This window comes from Massilia genomosp. 1, from assembly GCF_011682185.1.
GTDB lineage: Bacteria > Pseudomonadota > Gammaproteobacteria > Burkholderiales > Burkholderiaceae_D > Telluria_A > Telluria_A rubra.
Genome location: NZ_WHJF01000091.1, coordinates 11,658 through 29,502 on the forward strand (window position 1 = coordinate 11,658; position 17,845 = coordinate 29,502).

Annotated in this window: 12 protein-coding genes; 1 reads left to right on the forward strand and 11 read right to left on the reverse strand. The window is 63.2% G+C overall.

What is annotated here, in order from left to right; genetic code table 11:
• Positions 1–40: 40 nt before the first annotated feature.
• The 10 genes from F1735_RS25680 to F1735_RS25725 all read right to left on the reverse strand — a co-directional run bounded on the left by F1735_RS25680 (position 41) and on the right by F1735_RS25725 (position 14,274).
• The gene (locus F1735_RS25680; RefSeq protein WP_167239576.1) at positions 41–2,203 is read right to left on the reverse strand and encodes a S41 family peptidase; all 2,163 of its coding nucleotides are present in this window, start codon (positions 2,201–2,203) and stop codon (positions 41–43) included.
• Positions 2,204–2,384: 181 nt separating this feature from the next.
• Positions 2,385–2,915, reverse strand: coding sequence for a hypothetical protein (locus F1735_RS25685; protein ID WP_167239577.1), 531 nt, complete (start codon positions 2,913–2,915; stop codon positions 2,385–2,387).
• 108 nt (positions 2,916–3,023) lie between these two features.
• Positions 3,024–3,470, reverse strand: a complete 447-nt coding sequence (locus F1735_RS25690) for an SMI1/KNR4 family protein (protein ID WP_167239578.1) — start codon at positions 3,468–3,470, stop codon at positions 3,024–3,026.
• On the reverse strand, positions 3,467–4,831 hold the full coding sequence (locus F1735_RS25695; protein WP_167239579.1) for a reverse transcriptase family protein: 1,365 nt from the start codon (positions 4,829–4,831) through the stop codon (positions 3,467–3,469). The genes F1735_RS25690 and F1735_RS25695 overlap by 4 nt, the downstream gene beginning before the upstream one ends.
• A 95-nt stretch (positions 4,832–4,926) precedes the next feature.
• Entirely contained in the window at positions 4,927–7,047 is a 2,121-nt protein-coding gene (locus tag F1735_RS25700; protein WP_229505961.1) for a heavy metal translocating P-type ATPase, read from the reverse strand.
• A 586-nt stretch (positions 7,048–7,633) separates the two neighbouring features.
• The gene (locus tag F1735_RS25705) at positions 7,634–8,644 is read right to left on the reverse strand and encodes a substrate-binding domain-containing protein (RefSeq protein ID WP_167239581.1); all 1,011 of its coding nucleotides are present in this window, start codon (positions 8,642–8,644) and stop codon (positions 7,634–7,636) included.
• Positions 8,645–8,695: 51 nt separating this feature from the next.
• Positions 8,696–9,907: an MFS transporter gene (locus F1735_RS25710; RefSeq protein WP_187364361.1), complete on the reverse strand. Its 1,212-nt coding sequence runs from the start codon at positions 9,905–9,907 to the stop codon at positions 8,696–8,698.
• A 176-nt stretch (positions 9,908–10,083) separates the two neighbouring features.
• Positions 10,084–10,728: a beta-phosphoglucomutase gene (gene pgmB, locus F1735_RS25715; protein ID WP_167239583.1), complete on the reverse strand. Its 645-nt coding sequence runs from the start codon at positions 10,726–10,728 to the stop codon at positions 10,084–10,086.
• Complete coding sequence (locus F1735_RS25720; protein WP_187364362.1) at positions 10,725–12,986, reverse strand: glycoside hydrolase family 65 protein; 2,262 nt, start codon at positions 12,984–12,986, stop codon at positions 10,725–10,727. The genes pgmB and F1735_RS25720 overlap by 4 nt, the downstream gene beginning before the upstream one ends.
• Positions 12,987–13,230: 244 nt before the next feature.
• Positions 13,231–14,274, reverse strand: coding sequence for a LacI family DNA-binding transcriptional regulator (locus tag F1735_RS25725; RefSeq protein ID WP_167239584.1), 1,044 nt, complete (start codon positions 14,272–14,274; stop codon positions 13,231–13,233).
• Positions 14,275–14,551: 277 nt separating this feature from the next.
• On the opposite strand from F1735_RS25725, the gene F1735_RS25730 reads away from it, so the two are divergent.
• Positions 14,552–16,990, forward strand: coding sequence for a TonB-dependent receptor domain-containing protein (locus F1735_RS25730; RefSeq protein ID WP_167239585.1), 2,439 nt, complete (start codon positions 14,552–14,554; stop codon positions 16,988–16,990).
• Positions 16,991–17,041: 51 nt separating this feature from the next.
• Here F1735_RS25730 and F1735_RS25735 read toward each other — a convergent pair whose 3' ends face one another.
• On the reverse strand, positions 17,042–17,395 hold the full coding sequence (locus tag F1735_RS25735; protein ID WP_167239586.1) for an energy transducer TonB: 354 nt from the start codon (positions 17,393–17,395) through the stop codon (positions 17,042–17,044).
• Positions 17,396–17,845: the final 450 nt, after the last annotated feature.

Genomic DNA, 17,845 nt, shown 5'->3' on the forward strand with positions numbered 1-17,845 from the left:
ACGTCCTTTCGTAGTGAGCATTCGGGCAGCGCGACGGCGGCTACCGTTCCTGTGCATGCCTTATTGCGCGCTCGAGTACGTCGTCACGGCCTGCGCGAAGGCCGTCGACCGTGGGCGCCACCAGCACATGCGGCACAATGCCGATGCGCTGGAACTGTCGCCCATCCGCATGGCTCACTTCGTAGCCGGAGTACGAGACGAACACGCCGCCCGGCAAGGCCACGGTGCGGATATCGCCGTTCGCGCCCGCGCTTGGCGTGCCCACGAATTGAACGGGCGTGGCCGCCTCCAGTTGCATGGCCAGATATTCTGCCTGGCTCTGGGAGTGCTCGTCAATCAACATGATGACTTTGCCGCCATATAGTGGTCCCCTGGCCGGAGCAATTATGTCCGAAAACAGCAGCCGCGCGCCTTTTGCCGCATCGTAGGCCGTCACCAGGTTCTGCGCACTGACCGGCCCGGACGACGCCCCGTTGACGTTCAGGCGCGCTAGCAGCGCCTGCCCCACCCCGTGCGGATAACCACGCATGTCGAGGATGAGAGTACGCGTGTTCATCACCGTCTGGAACATGGCGTCGACCGCGCCGGGTTCGAGCCGGTCCAGATCGACGTAAGCGATGTTGCCAGCCAGGATATCGATGATGGGCCGGTCGCCACGGACAGGTTCTTCTTCGTCGATGACGGCATACGGCAAACGCACGCTACGCGTTTCCCGGTCGGCCCCGCTCAATTCAAGCAGCGCCGTGCTCCCCGGCGCGCCGCGCAAAGCCCGCGCGATCGCATCACGGATCTTGCCGGCGGGTGTAGAGGCCGCCACACGCGGCGCCAGGCGCGCCACCCTTGCGCTGAAATTTTCGCCATCGAGCGACAGCACGTCGTCGCCGATGCGCAAGCGCTTGCCGTCACCCACGCCGGCGTGCGCAACGCTGGTGACAAGGTAGCGGCCCTCGACCAGTCCGACCCCGACCCCGAGCGTGCCCTTGCCACGCTCCAGATTGATGGCGCGGCTGAACACCACCACATGGCTGTCGTCCAGGGTCGCAGCCATGTCTTCCAGGGCGCGTCCGTACTCAAAGGCGTTCTGTACGGTACTCATCCGTTCCAGGCAGGCGGACAGCGCATCGTCCCAAGACGAACTCATCAAGCGCTTGGCCGGAAAATGCCGGTCCATCACCGACCACAGCTTGATCGCCGCCAGCGAACGCCAGGCAGGGCCGGGATAGGCCATCTCGCGATAGGCCGGTTCCTCCTGGCGTACCGCAAACGCCGGCGCCGGGCTGGCCGAGCGCGCGCGCGGGCGCCACTTGTTGCCGAGCAGAGCCAGCGCCGCCCGCACCGGTGCGCTGGCGGCGCCGCTGCGGCGGTCCTTGTTCAGCACGCGGTCGGCGCGCAGGTCCACGCGCCCATCCGGCAACACCAGTTCGCCCGCGCTGAACTCCACGCGCATGCCGTTCATCGACACGGTCTGAAGCGGGCCGCTGCGGATACGGAAAGCCCCTTCTTCCGCGACGATCATGGCCAGGCCCGCACGCTGCAAGGCCAGCACGACTTTGGGAACCGGTTCCGTATCATTGACGATAAACACCATCGGCCGCGCCCTGGCATCGGCTGCGGGCATCACGCGCTCCGCTTCCAGCGTCAGGAAAGCGCCCGGCATGCCTTCCCAGCCGTCGGCCGGGCGCGGGCCGGAGGCGACCCGATAGCGTTCGGCGGGCAGCAACAGCGGTTTGTCGACCAGCCGCGCGACGAGTTGATGCAGGGCTCCTTCCCAGTCCTCGGCGCGGGCCGGCAGCGCGGGGCGCAGGTCGAGGATGAGCTTGCGCGCAGCGCCAAGGCCATCGATCTGCGCAGGGGTGGGGATGCCTGCGTGAAGGTGGAGCAAGGCCACGCCGCCGGGCAGCCATGCGAGCTCGGGACTGCCGGCCTGCCAGCGCACCAGTTCAGGGGCGGCGCCGGCATGCATGCGCAAGGATGGGTCTTTCAGGGGCGCCATCAGGGTCGCCACGGCGCTCCCGGTGTCGCCGCGGCTGTGCGCGGCGAGCAAGGCCGGCATGGCCTCGACCAGGGCGCGATCCCAATCGATGCGACCGTCGGCCAGTTGCGGATGCGTGTATTTGGCCGCGCTCCACAGGCGGGCGGCATCGGGCAGGACGGCGCCGGCGGTGGCGGCGCGTGCGGCGCCAGTGAGACAGCAAGCCAGCAAAAGGCCAAGCCTGGCGAGGCGCAACACGCGACGCCCGGTCGCGCTCACGCCATCCACACCCCTGCGCGTCAGGCCTGGGCGGAGGCAGCGATAATGATAAGGCCGTGCCTGGATATCAGACCTGACATCATATTCCAGATCGACAAAAACAATGGCTTCCAATAATTTCCTTTTTGGTATATCAGCGCTCGGGGAGCGAGTCGAGAAAGGCGGGGCCGCAGCCTTTCAGGTGGATGTCGTGCTGGTTGATGAACACTGGCCGCACAATGCGCATGGCGGTGGTGCGTAGCAGCAGACTGACCAGGATCAGCAGGGACGAAAAAAGTAGCACCAGCGAGTCACCCGACCGGGCGCTCATATACAGCCCGGCGAGGCCGAGAAAAAACACGCCGAGCGATGCCAGTGAAAGATGGAAGCGACGGCGGCGATGCTGCTTGCACAGGCCCAGCACCAGGGTCGCTTTCTTGCGCACGAAACCACCGACGAGCACGTACACCACGAAGGGAATCAACAGATACCAGCCGGGATGGTGCCATACGAAGGGGCGCGGCTTGTCCATGATGGCAGGCGCGTTGCACTTCACGCAGCGCGGCGGCAGATGTTCGGTGGTGGAGGCGATCAGGATGGGTCCGTCGCGCCGGCATCGGCCGGTTTCCACGTCCGCGAAGGACGCGGTCGGCGCTGAATAGGGATTGGGCGAACTCGGTGTCACTATGCACTCCGGTAAAAGTCGGGAAAACAAGCTGCGTCGATACGTTCCACCGGATTCAATGACGAAGTAATCAATGCATCGGCAGCGATTCGCCCGTTTGGTTTCTTGTTATTCGTCTTGCACAACAATGCGGGCAACGAATTCCTGAAATGAGTGGGCAACCTTGCGGGAGCTTGTTTTTCCTCCATAGAAATTGAGATGATGCACGGCGTTTTTTCGATCCAACACATATAGGTTACCCAATTCACAGTCGGCAATCGGCAATACACCATCGTTTCGAAGGTCCGGATGCGCACGCAGCTTATCGAGGCCCCCCTTGCCCTTGTCCACGCCAAAAAAGGCCAGGATGGGCAGATCATCGGCCGTGTCAATTGACCCGCCGACGAACGCTCCACCAAACTGTTTGATGAATTCACAGTACTCCTTCGGCAACTTCCGGCCCAAGCTCAATTCGAGTTCATCGATGTCCGCATCCGTCAACGGCGCGGCTGGTTCGAAGCGCGAATCCGGCATTGCGCCGCTGCCGAAGGAGCCGTCTGACTGTGATGTACTCATGGGCGCAGCTGGCTATCGTCACTGACCGGCTCGCTTGGCCACACAATGGCGTCGAACAGGCGCTGCAAGCGCGCACCGCGCTGGGGATTGACCATTGTCACATACGCCACCTTGCCTGCCAGCCAGGCGCGATAATCGGGCCGCTTGTCGCGATCCTGCCCCTGCGGCCCGTGGCGCGCGCAGTTGCTCAGGGTCGCCTTGAGCACATCGAACTCATCGCGCGCGATGTTCGGATGGCGGTTGACCACGATGCCGGTGACCTGCTGGCGCACGCCGGCGCGCATCATGCGCGTCTTGCGCGTGTTGATGGCGAAGCCTTCGTCGATGGCGATGGCGCCGACCTGGGCGTGGAAGCGGTCCAGCGCCCGTTCCAGTTCGCGCCCGCCGGAAAACACCAGGTCGTCCGCGTAGCGGCTGTAGCGCGCGCCGAGGAATTGCGCCAGCGTCTCGAGGCGCACGTCGAGCCGCCAGGCGCAGGCGTTGGCCAGCGCTGGCGAACAGGGCGAGCCTTGCGGCAGGTGCGGCGCGCGCAGTGCCTGGCGCTGCGCCCATGTGAGCGCGTTCTCGCCGGCCGGTTCGCGCAGCACCCCGGCCGGCACGCGGTTCACGCACAGGCGCGCCAGCACGCCGGCCACGCTCTGCGGGTAACCGAGTTTGGCAAACAGCGCGTGAATGCGCGAGGCCGGAATGCTGGGGAAGAAATCCTTGAGATCCATGCGGATCACCACGCGCTGGCCGGTGTGCAGGGCCGCGTGGGTGACGCAGGAATGAGCGCGCCGGAAGCCATGCGCGGCCGGATGCGCGGGTACGCGGTCGAGCAGGTCGCGCAAGATGGTCGCCTGCATGGCGCGCAGGCGCTGCTTGGGAATTTCGATCAGGCGCACGCCGCCGCTGCGCTTGTGTACCCAGCGATAGTGGTAGTGCTCCAGTTGGGCGGCCGGCATCGGCTCCTTGCGCCACTGGTCGGCAAACCAGCCCAGTTCGTCGGGGCGCAGGCCCAGCCACCGCGCCAGGTCGCCCAGCGATGGCAGCGCGGGCAGCGCAAGCGCGGCCAGCCAGTCGGGCGCTGGCGTCGCCACGGGCAGGTCGAGGCAGTAGCGTTTGAGCTGCGGCGCGGGTCCCTCGCCCTCCCACGCATCGTGAAATACGTCGAGGTTAAAAATGATCTGCGCCAGCTCATCGCGGCTGAAATAGTAAAAGTGTTCGGCGGTGCGCGCGTGGATTTGCTCGCACAAGTCCGGTATCCACGGCCACGGATGGCCGAACGCCCAGGTCGCGCTGGCGATCAGGCCGGCGAGCGTAGCGTCGCGCGCCAGCATGGTGTCGGCGAGCGCCAGGGCGATGGCGTCTTTGGGAATCATGGGTTGTGACTCGAAACAATAAAGTTGGTCGGGACAATTTCGCTAAGTGTCTGGCTAATATAGCCGCATTTAAACGAGCAAAGTTGGTCGGGAAACTATATCGTGCTTGCGGCTCCCTCGGCCTGCGCCGACACGGTGGCCGCGGTGCTGTCCGGGGCGGCACCCGTCCCTTGGTAGGCGAGCAGTCTCAGGGCATTGACGACGACCAGCAAGGTGGATCCCTCATGAAACAGGACGGCGGTTCCGATATTGAGACCAAATAGCGTCGCCGGGATCAGCACCGCTACGACACCGAGGCTCACCCAAAGGTTCTGCTTGATAATGCGGCTGGTGCGGCGCGACAGTCCGACAGCAAACGGCAAATGTCCCAGGTCGTCGGACATGAGCGCCACGTCAGCGGTCTCAAGCGCCACATCCGATCCCGCAGCGCCCATCGCGATACCTACCGTCGCGTTGGCCATGGCCGGTGCATCGTTCACTCCGTCGCCCACCATCGCCACTTTGCCGTGCTTGTACCGCAGCGCCTTGATCGCCTCTACCTTCTGCTCGGGCATCAGGTTCCCCTGCGCTTCGGTCAGCCCGACCGCTTTGGCGACGGCATCGGCCACTTGCTGGTTGTCGCCGGAGATCATGATGAGGCGCTCGATCCCCAGGCCGCGCAATTCATCCATCACCTTGCGCGCCGCCGGCCTTGGCGTGTCCATGACCCCGATAACACCCAAGAAGCGCGTTCCTTTCTGGATCATCATGGTGGTCCGGCCTGTCGCCACCAAACCGGCATTCGACTCGGTGACACCTGCCGGCACGGTTGATCCTGGCTGCTCGGAAAACAGGCTTGGCTTTCCGATGACCACGCGTTCCCCGCCCACCACCGCCTGGATACCTTTCCCTGTGATGCTTGTCACTTCCGTAGCGGCCAGGACTTCCACGGTTGGGCCCAGCCGCTCTTTCGCGCCGGCCACCACGGCCGACGCCAGAGGATGATCGCTGCTTTGTTCGATGGCCAGTGCCACCGACAGCAGCTCTTGTTCCGTTACGCCATCCGCCGGCACAACGTCTGTCAGCCTCGGCTTCCCCTCTGTGAGCGTGCCGGTCTTGTCGAAGGCGATCGAAGTCAGTGAACCCAGATTTTCCAGCGGTCCTCCTCCCTTGACCAAAACGCCGCCGCGCGCGGCACGCGCCACACCGCTCAGAACCGCGCTTGGCACCGAGATCGCCAATGCACAAGGGCTGGCCGCGACCAGGACCGCCATGGCGCGGTAGAAGCTCACAGAAAATGGTTCATCGATGACGAAGCACGCGAGCATTAACAGTCCGACCAGGGCTAGGACTGCCGGAACAAAAATCCGCTCGAAGCGATCAGTCCATTGCTGGGTAGGCGAACGCTGGGCTTCCGCTTCGGCCACCATGTTGACAACGCGCGCCATGGTCGACTGGTCCGCTTTCCTGGCGACCATCACGTCAATCGCACCCGTCCCATTGATTGTGCCGGCGAACACGCGATGCTCGGCCTTGGCGCGGTCGAACGTGGCGATCGCGGCTGCGGGATCCGGGGCAGGCTGCTTTTCTACCGGCACGCTCTCGCCGGTGACCGGCGCCTGGTTGACGCTCGTGGTGCCAACAGTAACAATTCCGTCAGCTGGGAGGCGCTCATTCGGGCGCACCACGATGACGTCCCCAACCTGAAGTTCGGCTACTGCGACTTCGACGACAGCATCGTCGCGCCGCACGTTCGCCGTTTCGGGCGCCAGCTCGGCCAGCGCCTCAATTGCGCGGCGCGCTCTGCCCATCGCATAGTGTTCCAGAGAGTGACCGAGGCTGAACAGGAAAAGCAGCAAGGCGCCCTCTGCCCATTCGCCCAATGCGGCGGCGCCAACCGCCGCGACCAGCATCAGAGTGTCAATTTCGAAGCGGCGCGCAAGTAGCTTACCCACAGCTTCCTTCAGCGTGAAATATCCTCCGAAGAAGTATGAGATAACTAACAGCGCGATCGGCATCCAGCCGTTGCCCTGACCGCTGCGCCCAAGCAGCCATCCGGCCAGCAGAAAGACGCCCGCGAGCGCCACGAAGACCAGCTCCGTATTAGCACCGAAGATGCCGCCATGCGCGTGTTCGGCATCGCCGTGACTGGCATCGCCCGCGGTTTCGTCGGCATGCGGCACATTTGTGGGTGAACGAGACGTATTTTCGGCACTGAAGGCTTCTTGATTTTTCATTTTTTGCGTGCCCGAGCGAAGTTGGTCCCAGCGAACTTGCTTGGTTTGCCAATCTGCAATTAGTCTAGGGTGTCCCTTGAGCAGTGTCAGTGCGTCATCGAACCATCCTGGCAAGCCACAGCTGATCCGACAGATCGGGTGCATGTATGAAGCTACAGTCCCTAAAAGCGAAAGCCGCTGGCTGGCAGGCCGGCGGCTTTTTGATACATCGAGCGGGACTCTCGAATTCTCTGTCTAGTTAATTTACCTCTAGCGCTTCCACAGGTCAAGGTCAATAAATCCAACAATCTCGATTTGCAGGTAACGCCCTTGCTACCGACTTAGCCCGACCGACTTTATTGTTTCGACCCAGTTGTCAGCCTTAAGGGGGCGGAGAGCCTTCAACCAGTCTCGTGAAGCGCGAGCAATCGTGCGCGGCAGCGCACGGCGGCTCATGCGGTGAATTGCACAGCAATATAGTTCCCACGGGGTAGCCCCGCAGAGGCTTGTCCTTCCACAAGGCAAGAACAGGCCGGCTTGAAGGATCCGCCCGCGTAGAGGGTAAGGCAATTTTGCATGAACGTCAATGCGACTGCCGCGCCGCAAGTCAGGCGATGCAGCGCCCGACCGTGGCGCCCGGCAGCAGCACCGGCTGCCACAGGACCTGCAACTGCGCCGGCGGCGTGCCCGCCACCAGCGCCGAGAGCATTTCGGTCATCTTGGCGCCGGCTTCGTTGGGGGCAGGCTGGTCGATGGTGGTGACGTTCGACCCGACCAGGCTGTCCTCGATGCTGCCCCAGACAATGACGGACATGTCCTTGCCGATCTCGATGCCGGCGTCGAGCAGCGCGCGCACCGCGCCCACGCCGGAGAGGTGATTGTCGACGATGACAGCGGTCGGCCGTGGCGAGCAGGCCAGCAGCTCCTGCATGGCCTGGTAACCCGTGCGCCGGTCGAGCGTGTTCTCGACCAGGTGGCGCGGATCGACGGCCAGGCCGGCTTGCGCCATGCAGGCGATGAAGCTGTGCTTGCGCTGGCACGCAAAATTGAGTTCGAGCGGTGCGCTCACCAGCGCGATGCGGCGGTGGCCATGTTCGATCAGGTGCGCGCAGGCCAGGCCGATGCCGGCTTCGTTGTCGTAGTCGAACCAGGCGTACGGCTGTTTGAGTTCGGTGCGGCCGTGCGCCACGAACGGAAAGCCCTTCTTCACCAGATACGCAATGCGCTCGTCGTGTACCAGGGTGCGGCTGACCACCAGCCCGTCGACCCGGCGCCCGCGCACCATCTGCTCGTACGAGGGCAGCTCGTTTTGCGGCGAGACCGGCGCGATGATCAGGTTCATCTTGCTCTTTTCGAGCGCGGCCGACATGCCGCCCACCACCCCCAGGAACATCGGGTCGCCCAGGTCGCTCGGCAGCAGCGGATAGATGATGCCGAAGACATTGGTGCGCCCCACCGCGAGGCTGCGCGCCATCGGATTGGCTTCGTAGCCGGCTTCCTTGGCGGCGGCCAGCACGCGTTCGCGGGTGTGGACATTGACTTCCGGGTAGCCGTTCAGGGCACGGCTGACAGTGGTCTTCGAAATCCCGAGCGTACGGGCCAGGCTCTTGAGATTCATGGTCGAACTTCGTTGGAAGATGGCGTAAAGACTGCAATTATAGCAATACGGTCAGGCGGCATGATCGACCTGCCGCTTGAAGAAGTACAAGGTGATCAGCACCAGCGTGATCGGCACCAAGGTGAGGTAGAACGCGAAGTGGCCGCTGAAATTGCCGAACACGTAGCCGGTGATGAACGAGCCGGTGGTGCCGCCCAGCGCCGAAAAAATCACCAGCAGCCCGGTCATCGACGAATGCTGGTGCGGCGGCAGGGAACTGAGCATGACCGAATTGATGCCGGGGTAGATCGGCGCCATGAACAAGCCGATCAGCGGGAACAAAAAGGTCGCCAGCGGCGCGCTGGACCAGGTGATGTTGGGGTCGGCCACCACGTCGTGCGTGAGCGGGAGCGCCAGCATCACCATGGCCGCCATGCCGATCACACAGATGTTCATGACCGGGTACCAGTTCATCCTGCGCATCACCACACCGGCCGACAGGCGGCCGATGGCCAGGCAGGCGGCGAAGATGCTGGTCACCTGCACGCTCATGGCCGCCGGCAGCTTGAGGATTTCGTTGTTGAAGGTCGGCAGCCAGGTGCCCACGCTTTGCTCGATCAGCACGTACAGAAAAGCCGTCATCACGAACACGCACACCAGCGGCTTGAAGAACAGCTTGAGCATGGCGGTGAAGTCGTCCCAGCGGCTGCGCCCTGCCGGCAGCTGCGCCGTGCCTTCGTCGAAGGCAGTCGAGAGCACCAGCACGAAGGTGACGGCGCACAGCGCGGCCAGCACCCAGTACACCTGCAACCAGCTGCGCGAGGCGGGATCGGACGAATCGATGAAGTAGCCGAAGATCCAGTAGGCGCTCAACACGCCGACCATGAACACGCCTTCCAGGGTATTCATGATGCCGGCGTGGTGGCGGCGGTCGCGCGCGATCAGGCCCAGGGTCGAGTACACCGACACCTTGACCAGGGCGAACGCCACGCCCACGCACAGGAACAGCAGCTTGGCGGTCCAGAAGGCGGGCAGCAGCGGCATGGCGATGCAGGCCGCGGTGACCAGCGCCAGCGCGGCGAGCATGGCGTTCTTGTAGCCGATGCGCGGCAAAAAGGACGCCACCAAAAACGACACGACCGCAATCGGGAGGTCCTTGAACGCTTCCAGGATGCTGGCGCTCGACTTGCTCACGCCGTAGTTGCCGATGACCTGGAGGATGACCGTGCCGACGCTGTTAAGCAGGATCGCAAAGACGAAGTAAATCAAGAAAAGGGCTAACATGATGCGTTGGTTTTTCACACGGTCTCCAATATTTTTTTGTTTTGGTGTGCTACTACCTGCGCCGTCATTCCCGGCCTCGGCGGCCCCCTTGGCGGGAATCCAATTTCGTACCGCAGCAACGGGCGGCTCGACAGAATTGGATTCCCGCCTGCGCGGGAATGACGGTAGCGTGGCGCTTATTGATATTGCTCCAGCTTGAAGCGGTCCAGCGCCGGGATCACCCGGTCGGCCTGCGTGAGCACGTCCGGGTTGCCGATGCCGAGCGCCCACATGCCGGCACTCTTGATCGACGCCACGCCGGCCACCGCGTCTTCCACACCCAGGCAATGCGCCGGGTCCACGCCAAGTTCTCGCGCCGCCGTCAAGAAGATCTCCGGGTGCGGCTTGCTGTTGGCGATCAGCGCGGCGTCGACCACATAGTCGAAGCGAGCGCGAATGCCCAGCCGTTCGAGCACCGTGAAGGCGTTCTTGCTGACCGAGGCCAGGCCGATGCGCAGGCCCGCCGCGCGCACCGCCGCCAGCGCATCGACCGCGCCGGGCAGCAGGTCGGCCGCCGACATGGTGGCGATCAGCTCCTGGTAGTGGCGGTTCTTGGCGTCGGCCAGCGCCAGCTTCTCCGCATCGCTGTAAGTGCGCTTCGCACCGGCCAAGATCAGGTCCAGGGAGCCCATGCGGTCGATGCCCTTTAACTGTTCGTTGAACGTTTCGTCGAAATGCACGCCTTCCGATTCGGCCAGCCGCTTCCACGCCAGGTAATGATAATGCGCGGTGTCGGTGATGACGCCGTCCAGATCGAAAATCACTGCCTTGAACCTGCTCATGCCTTTTTCTCCTGAAGTGGGCGCGCGACCGATACCGATGGCGCGGTGCGCGTGAGCGACACGCGCTCGCCGCAGTGCGTCAACGTCAGCGCGTCGCCGTGGACCAGCGTGTAACGCGCTTCGGCGGCGTCGATGCGCACTTGCAGCAGCGCGCCGTGGATGTGAATCTGGAACTGGTAGTGCTGCCAGCGCGCCGGCAAGGTGGGCGCAAAGCGCAACGCGCCGTCGGCCACGCGCATGCCGGCAAAGCCGTAGGCCACGCCCATCCAGGTGCCGGCCATGGCCGCCGTGTGTACGCCGTAGTGGGTGTTCCCGTGCGTGTCGTCCAGGTCCAGGCGCGCGGTCTCGAGAAAATAGTCGTAGGCCTTGTCGTGGTAGCCCACCTCGGACGCGATGATGCTGAAGATGCAGGACGAGAGCGACGAATCGTGCGTCGTCACCGCTTCGTAGTAGTCGAAGTCGCGCTTTTTGTCGTCCTGCGTAAACTGGTCGGACAACAGCAGCAGCGCCAGCACCACGTCGGCCTGCTTGCAAACCTGGTGGCGGTAGATCACCAGCGGGTGGTAGTTCAACAGCAGCGGATAGTTTTCTTTCGGCGTGGCGGCGAAGTCCCACGGCTTTTTGCCGAGGAAGCTGTCGTCCTGCTCGTGGATGCCGAGGGCGGCGTCGTAGGGCAGCGCCATGCGGCCGGCGGCGCGGCGCCAGGCGGCCGGTTCGGCATCATCCAGGCCGATGGCTTGCGCGATGCGCTCGAAATCGTGCGCGCGCGCGCCGCGCAACTTGTCGACAATCTCCGCCGCGAAGCGCAAGTGCATCTGCGCCATGGCGTTGGTGTAGTAGTTGTTGTTGACCAGCGCCGTGTATTCGTCGGGACCGGTGACTTCGTTGATGCAGAAGCGCCCGGCGCGGTCGTAGTTGCCGATGCCGATCCAGATGCGCGCGGTCTCCAACACGATTTCGGCGCCGGCCTGCGCCATGTAATCGAGGTCGCCCGTGGCCTCCAGATACAGCTTGATGGAGTAGGCGATGTCGGCGTTGATGTGGTACTGCGCGGTCCCGGCCGGGAAGTAGGCCGAGCATTCTTCGCCGGCGATGGTGCGCCACGGGTACAGCGCGCCTTTGGCGTGCGACATCTGGCGCGCGCGCGCGCGGGCTTGTTCCAGGCCGGCGTAGCGGTAGGCCAGCAACTGCCTGGCGATTTCCGGTTTGCTGTACAAGAAAAACGGGAAGATGTAGATCTCGGTATCCCAGAAGTAGTGGCCTTCGTAGCCTTCGCCGGTCACGCCCTTGGCGGCGATGTTGGTCTTGCCGTCGCGGCCGACCGACTGCAGCAGGTGGAACTGGTTGAAGCGGATGCCTTGCTGGAGCGCGTCGTCGCCGGCGATCTCGACGTCGGCGCGCTCCCAGAAGTCGGCCAGGTACGCGGCCTGGCGCGTACACAGGGCGTCGAAGCCATCAAGCCTGGCCTTGGCCAGCGCGGCGCCTGCGAGGCCCGCCAGTTCGGCCTCGGGATAGTCGCGCGACGAAAAGTAGACGCCGTACTTGGTCAGGCTTTGCGGCAGCATCACGTCCAGGTCGAAGGTAAAACTGTGGCTGGCCGCCAGGTCCTGGTGGCTGGCGCTGCCCGCCACCGCCGCCACGGTCTCGATCGCGCTCACCAAAGTGAAGCCGCTGTTGTGGGTGCGCTGGGTAAGGCTGGACATGCTGGCGCCCTGCTCCAGCGCCAGCAGGTGCAGCGCCGGGCCGGAGACGGCCGAGCCGATGCGCGGGTCGTCGCCGGCTTCCTGGTTGCGCACGGCGCCGTCGATGGTCGAGACCACGCGCACCTGGCCGGAGAAATTGAGCGCGGTCAGTTCGACATCGAGCGCGAACAGGTGCTTGTCGGCCAGCGAAACCACGCGCCGGGTGACCAGGCCAAGGCGCTTGCCGCTGGCCGACGTCCATTCCAGGCTGCGCCGCAGCACGCCGGTGCGGAAGTCCAACACGCGCTCGTAGCGATCGAGCGTGCCTTGCAAAGGGTCGAAGCGCTCGTCGCCGAGCCAGACTTCGATACCTTTGGCGTTCGGCACGTTGAGCATGAACTGGTTGGTCTTGGCCAGGCCAAACGCCGCTTCCGGATAGACGATCGGTTCGGACTCGTAAAAGCCGTTGAGGTAGGTGCCGCCCTGCGAGGTGCCGGCCGGGCCGCTGTAGCCTTCTTCGGGCGTGGCACGCAGGCCGATGTAGCCGTTACCGAGGGCGAACAGGGTCTCGTTCAAAAAGTGCGTGGCGGGGTCGAAGCAGGTCTCGCGAAGGGACCAGGGTTCAAGCGGGAGAGCGTGTGGGATTGGTTCGTGCGGCACGGTTTTGTCCTTTGTCTGTCTTTTGAAATTTGCGCTTCAAACCGGTTTGGATTTGAGCCGAGTCTATTTCAAATCGGTTTGGACTGTCAATTCATTTAGATTAAGGTAAGGCCTTGGATTTTCGCGGGGGCGCCTAGGAGCCTTCGCGGGAATGACGTTCTCAGGTCTGGCGGGCGATCAGGGTGGTCGGCAGCATTTCGGACTCGACCTGCTCGCCGTTTATCAGCGCCAGCATTTTTTTGGCGAGCAGCACGCCGCCATCGCGCAGGTACTGGTGTACGCTGGTCAGCGGCGGCACGAAGCTGGCCGCGCCCGGCGTGTCGTCGTAGCCGATGACGGACACGTCGTCGGGCACGCGCAATTGATGTTCGGTGAGCGCGCGGATCGCACCCATGGCCAGCAGGTCGCTGGCGGCAAACACGCCGTCGAAGGCGTGGCCCTTTTTCTTGAGCAGCGCGGTCATGCTGTCGAAGCCCGATTCGAAGGTGAAGGCCTTGGGGCGGATGATGTGGACCGTACTCTGCCCGCCCAGCGCGTCGATGAAGCCGGCGCAGCGCTCCTGGACTTCGGCGTGATCGACATCGCCCAAGAACACCAGCTTGCGCCGGCCTTGCGCCAAAAAGCGTTCGGCCACGCTGGCGCCGCCGCGCCGGTTGTCGCTGCCGACCACGATGGTGGTGGCGCCGGCCTCAAGCGCGCCCCACACCACCAGCGGCAGCTTGGCCTTTTGCAGGAAGCGCACCGCCTCGCCGTGCGATCCCTGGCCGAGCAAGATCAGGCCGTCGGCGCCCTGCACCGGCGCGGTGTCCATCAACTGCTTGGAGGTGAGCACCACGCTGTAGCCGGCCGTGGTCAGTTCCTGGGTGATGCCGCCCAACAGTTCAAGCGGATACGGGTCGGACATGGGACGGCCCTTCACGGGCGTCATTTCGACCACCACCGCGACCGAGTAGCTGCGCCGCATGCGCAGGTTGCGCGCGCTGATGTTGAGGCGGTAGCCCTGCTCGTCGGCGATGCGGCGGATTTTTTCGCGCGTCTTTTCCGTCACCAGCGGGCTGTCGCGCAGGGCGCGCGAGACCGTGATCGTGGAAACGCCCGCCAGGCTGGCGAGGTCTTCCATCGTCAGGGCGGCGTCGTTCTTGCGCGGCGCGATCGTGCTTGCTGCCGGCGCGGCAGTCTTGCTTGCAGCCTTGTTTGCGGCCATGGAAACGCTCAATTTTGGTAGGAAAACAACGACACCGCCGCATTATGACAGGTTTACGCCTCGCCACAGGCCAAATGACATCGATAACATTTCGATTGACATCGATATCATTTCTTGTTTCAATGATTCGTCTTTTCTTGCCATCAAAATAAATTGCAGACCGGCTGGCAGGCGGCGCGGCCAAGAAAGACAGGGGACATGCATGCGGCAGGCGCACAGCCAGCCAGTCCAGGAGACGGATTTCAACAAGAGCACAGATAAAAAAGCGAGCATAACGATGAACAGTCACAAGCACTTCCTGCTTTCCTCAGTCACGCTGGCCGTGCTGACCCTGATGAACCAAGCCCAGGCAGCCGGCCAGGCCGCGCCCCCTGCCCCGGCGGCGGACGCGGCGGCCGCCGAAATCGCCCAGGTGGTGGTGACCGGCACCGCGTCGGCACGCGGCACGCGCAAGATCGACACCAGTTTTTCGATCACCACGGCGACCGAAGAGCAGCTCAAATCGGCCTCGCCCAGCAGCACCGCCGACGTGCTCAAACTGGTGCCGGGCGTGTATGCGGAGTCGACCGGCGGCCAGTCGGGCGCGAATATCGAGGTGCGCGGCTTTCCGTCGGGTAGCGATTCGCCCTTCGTGTCGGTCCAGATGAACGGCAATCCGCTGTATCCGGTGCCGGTGCTGTCGTTCTTCGAGGGCTCGTCGGCGTTTCGCCTGGACGACACGGTGGCGCGGGTGGAAGTGCTGCGCGGCGGGCCGAGCACGATCTACTCGGTCGGCCAGCCCGGCGCGACCATGAACTTCATCCTGAAAAAGGGGGAAGACACGCTTGACGCAACGCTGCGCTTTAGCACCGGCACCGGCAAGCTGCGCCGGCTCGACGCTTTTGTGGGCGGCAAGATTGCCGACGGCTGGTACGGGACCATCGGCGGCTTTGCGCGCCAGACCCAGGGCGTGCGCGATCCACAGTTCAAGGCCGACGACGGCAAGCAGCTGACCGCGTCCATCACCCGCAAGCTCATTGATGGCGAAGTGACCGCCTACGTACGCACCACCAAGGAAAAAAACGCGTTTTACACCGGCGTGCCGCTCATTTCGAGCGACAACGGACGCACGATCACGGAGTTTCCCGGCTTCGATCCGCTCACCGGCACCTTGATGAGCAATGACATGCGCCACTTCACCATCGACGCGGCGCCCGGCAAGACCCTCACGCGCGACCTGGCCGACGGGCGCGGCATGGATGCGACCGTATTCGGGGCCGAGTACGAGCAAAAACTGGGCGGCTGGGATGTGTCGAACAAGGCGAATTACTTCAGCGGCGATCTGAACACGATCTCGATGTTCACCGGGAACAACCCGCTGACGGCGGCGGCTTACCTGGCCAACGCCAACGCCACCCATAATCCGGGCGCGGCAGCCGGTTCGGGCAGCATCAGCTATGTCAAAGGCGGGGCGGTCGATCCCAACGAGCAAGTGGTGCAAGCCGGATTGTGGTCGGTCGAGAAGAAACTGCGCTCGTTTACCAACGAATTTCGTCTCAGCCGCGAACTGCTCAAGAACAATACGAGCACCGCCGGGGTCTATGTGGCGCGCTACAAGTCGAACGATGAATGGTACCTGGGCAACAGCCACCTGATGACGGCCACGCCCAACGCCAGCCTGATCAATGTGCAGCTGAGCAACGGCACCATCGTCTCGCGCAACGGGGTGGACGGGAATGTGTTTTATGCGCCGCTGGCATCGTACAAGGGCAACAATACCGCCCTGTTCGTGGCCAATGAGTGGAAAGTGAACGAGCAGATCAAGGTGGACGTGGGGGCGCGCCGCGAAAAGCAGAGCCTGAAAGCGACCATTTCGAACCTGGGCTCGATGGATACCGACGCCAATCCGCTGACCGTCTACAACAACGGCACCTCGGTTCCGACCGGCAGCAACACCCAGCTCAGCCGGGACGACAGCGTCAATTCCTTCACCGTAGGCGGGATTGTCAAGTTTTCCAAGGACATGAGCGTGTTTGCGCGCGCCAATACCGGCCACACCTTCATCTATTTCGACGACATGCGCAACGCCGGCACCCAGGCCGCGCTGAACGACCGCAAAGGCGTACCGACCCCGAAAGTGACGCAGTACGAAGTCGGCTTCAAGACGGTGGGCGAGATGTACAGCGCGTACATCAACGGGTTTTACACGGACTTTACCGGCATTTCCTTCCAGCAGATCACGACCGACGCGGTGCTGAACTCGGTGAGCGGTTCGCGCGGGCATGGCGTGGAGTTCGAGCTGGCCGTGCGGCCGGTGAAAAACCTGCAGGTGAGCTTGATGGGCAATTATCAGGAGTCCACATACCGCGACAATCCGGCCATTACCGGCAAGCTGGTGCAGCGCCAGCCGAAGATGCAGTTCCGCCTGTCGCCAAGCTACCGCATTCCGATGGGCGACAATTCACTGAAACTGTATGGCACTTACGCGCACGTGGGCAGCCGCTGGGCCGACCAGGCCAATCTGTCTTACCTGCCCTCGTATCAAACGGTGGACGCGGGCATCCTGGCATCGGTGGGTACGCATTGGGAATTGAGGTTCGCGGGCACCAACCTGGGCAATGAACTGGGGCTGACGGAGGGCAATTCACGCCTGACCGGGGCGCAGAGCAGCGGTCCGATCAATGCACGGCCGATCTTCGGGCGCGCGGTGGAGGCGTCGCTGCTGTACCGCTTCTAGCAGACAGCAGGCGTGGACATCTTGCATGTCCACGCCGGGGCCTCAGCCCATTTACTCGACGACCCACGAATACTTGACCTTGGCCCAAGCCAGCGCAGCCTGGCCGTCCTTTGCACCCGGTTCGAACTTGCAGCGGGCGCCGGCGCGGACCGAAGCACGATCGACGCGTACCGCGCCGCTCGATTCCACCACTTTCGACTGCACCACTTTACCATCGGTATCGATCAGGTAAGCGACGGTCATGGTGCCGGTTTCGCCGTCATCCTGCCAACGCACTGGAAATTCCGGTTTTTCGCAGCCGGCTACATCGAGACGGGCCGGGCGGTCCGCAGCCATGGCGTGGGTCGCGCTCAGGCACAGTAGGGTTGCGGACAGGACGGTAGCGAAGCGGGTAGCGGCAAACATAAAACCTCCAGAGGGGATGATGGATAAATCCGGCGCTTCTGGCGCTCGAATCGTCTGCTGGGTAGCCAGCTGACAGTTCAAAATATACTGCGACGCAGCATATTTTCTCAATTTATTATCCCAATGGCGCTTATGTCGGTTCCGCATAACTCATTGCTCCGCACCAACATATAGCATTCACACACCGCATACCCGTTATGTGCGATCGATGTTGGTGCATATAGTCACGAAAACGGTTTCAAAGGACCGGATTTATAGCAAAAGCCTCTTTTAGTGCATGATATTGGCTTGTGGGAATTATGCGACGCACAGGCAAATAATTTGGTGATTAGCGCTGATCTTCAGCATAACTGAACTTTGGTCGCCGTTACGTGTCCAACCTTGCATATGCGTGCGCGGTGGCGCAGGCGGGAGAAGATTATGGCGACGATGAATCGGGTTCAGTTTCAG

What these genes read in the sequence shown, in the direction of transcription:
- F1735_RS25695 (WP_167239579.1), bottom strand. Translation starts at nt 4,831, where the DNA reads ATGATTCCCAAAGACGCCATCGCCCTGGCGCTCGCCGACACCATGCTG.
- F1735_RS25710 (WP_187364361.1), bottom strand. Translation starts at nt 9,907, where the DNA reads ATGTTAGCCCTTTTCTTGATTTACTTCGTCTTTGCGATCCTGCTTAAC.
- F1735_RS25735 (WP_167239586.1), bottom strand. Translation starts at nt 17,395, where the DNA reads ATGTTTGCCGCTACCCGCTTCGCTACCGTCCTGTCCGCAACCCTACTG.
- F1735_RS25700 (WP_229505961.1), bottom strand. Translation starts at nt 7,047, where the DNA reads ATGAAAAATCAAGAAGCCTTCAGTGCCGAAAATACGTCTCGTTCACCC.
- F1735_RS25705 (WP_167239581.1), bottom strand. Translation starts at nt 8,644, where the DNA reads ATGAATCTCAAGAGCCTGGCCCGTACGCTCGGGATTTCGAAGACCACT.
- F1735_RS25690 (WP_167239578.1), bottom strand. Translation starts at nt 3,470, where the DNA reads ATGAGTACATCACAGTCAGACGGCTCCTTCGGCAGCGGCGCAATGCCG.
- F1735_RS25725 (WP_167239584.1), bottom strand. Translation starts at nt 14,274, where the DNA reads ATGGCCGCAAACAAGGCTGCAAGCAAGACTGCCGCGCCGGCAGCAAGC.
- pgmB (WP_167239583.1), bottom strand. Translation starts at nt 10,728, where the DNA reads ATGAGCAGGTTCAAGGCAGTGATTTTCGATCTGGACGGCGTCATCACC.
- F1735_RS25730 (WP_167239585.1), top strand. Translation starts at nt 14,552, where the DNA reads ATGAACAGTCACAAGCACTTCCTGCTTTCCTCAGTCACGCTGGCCGTG.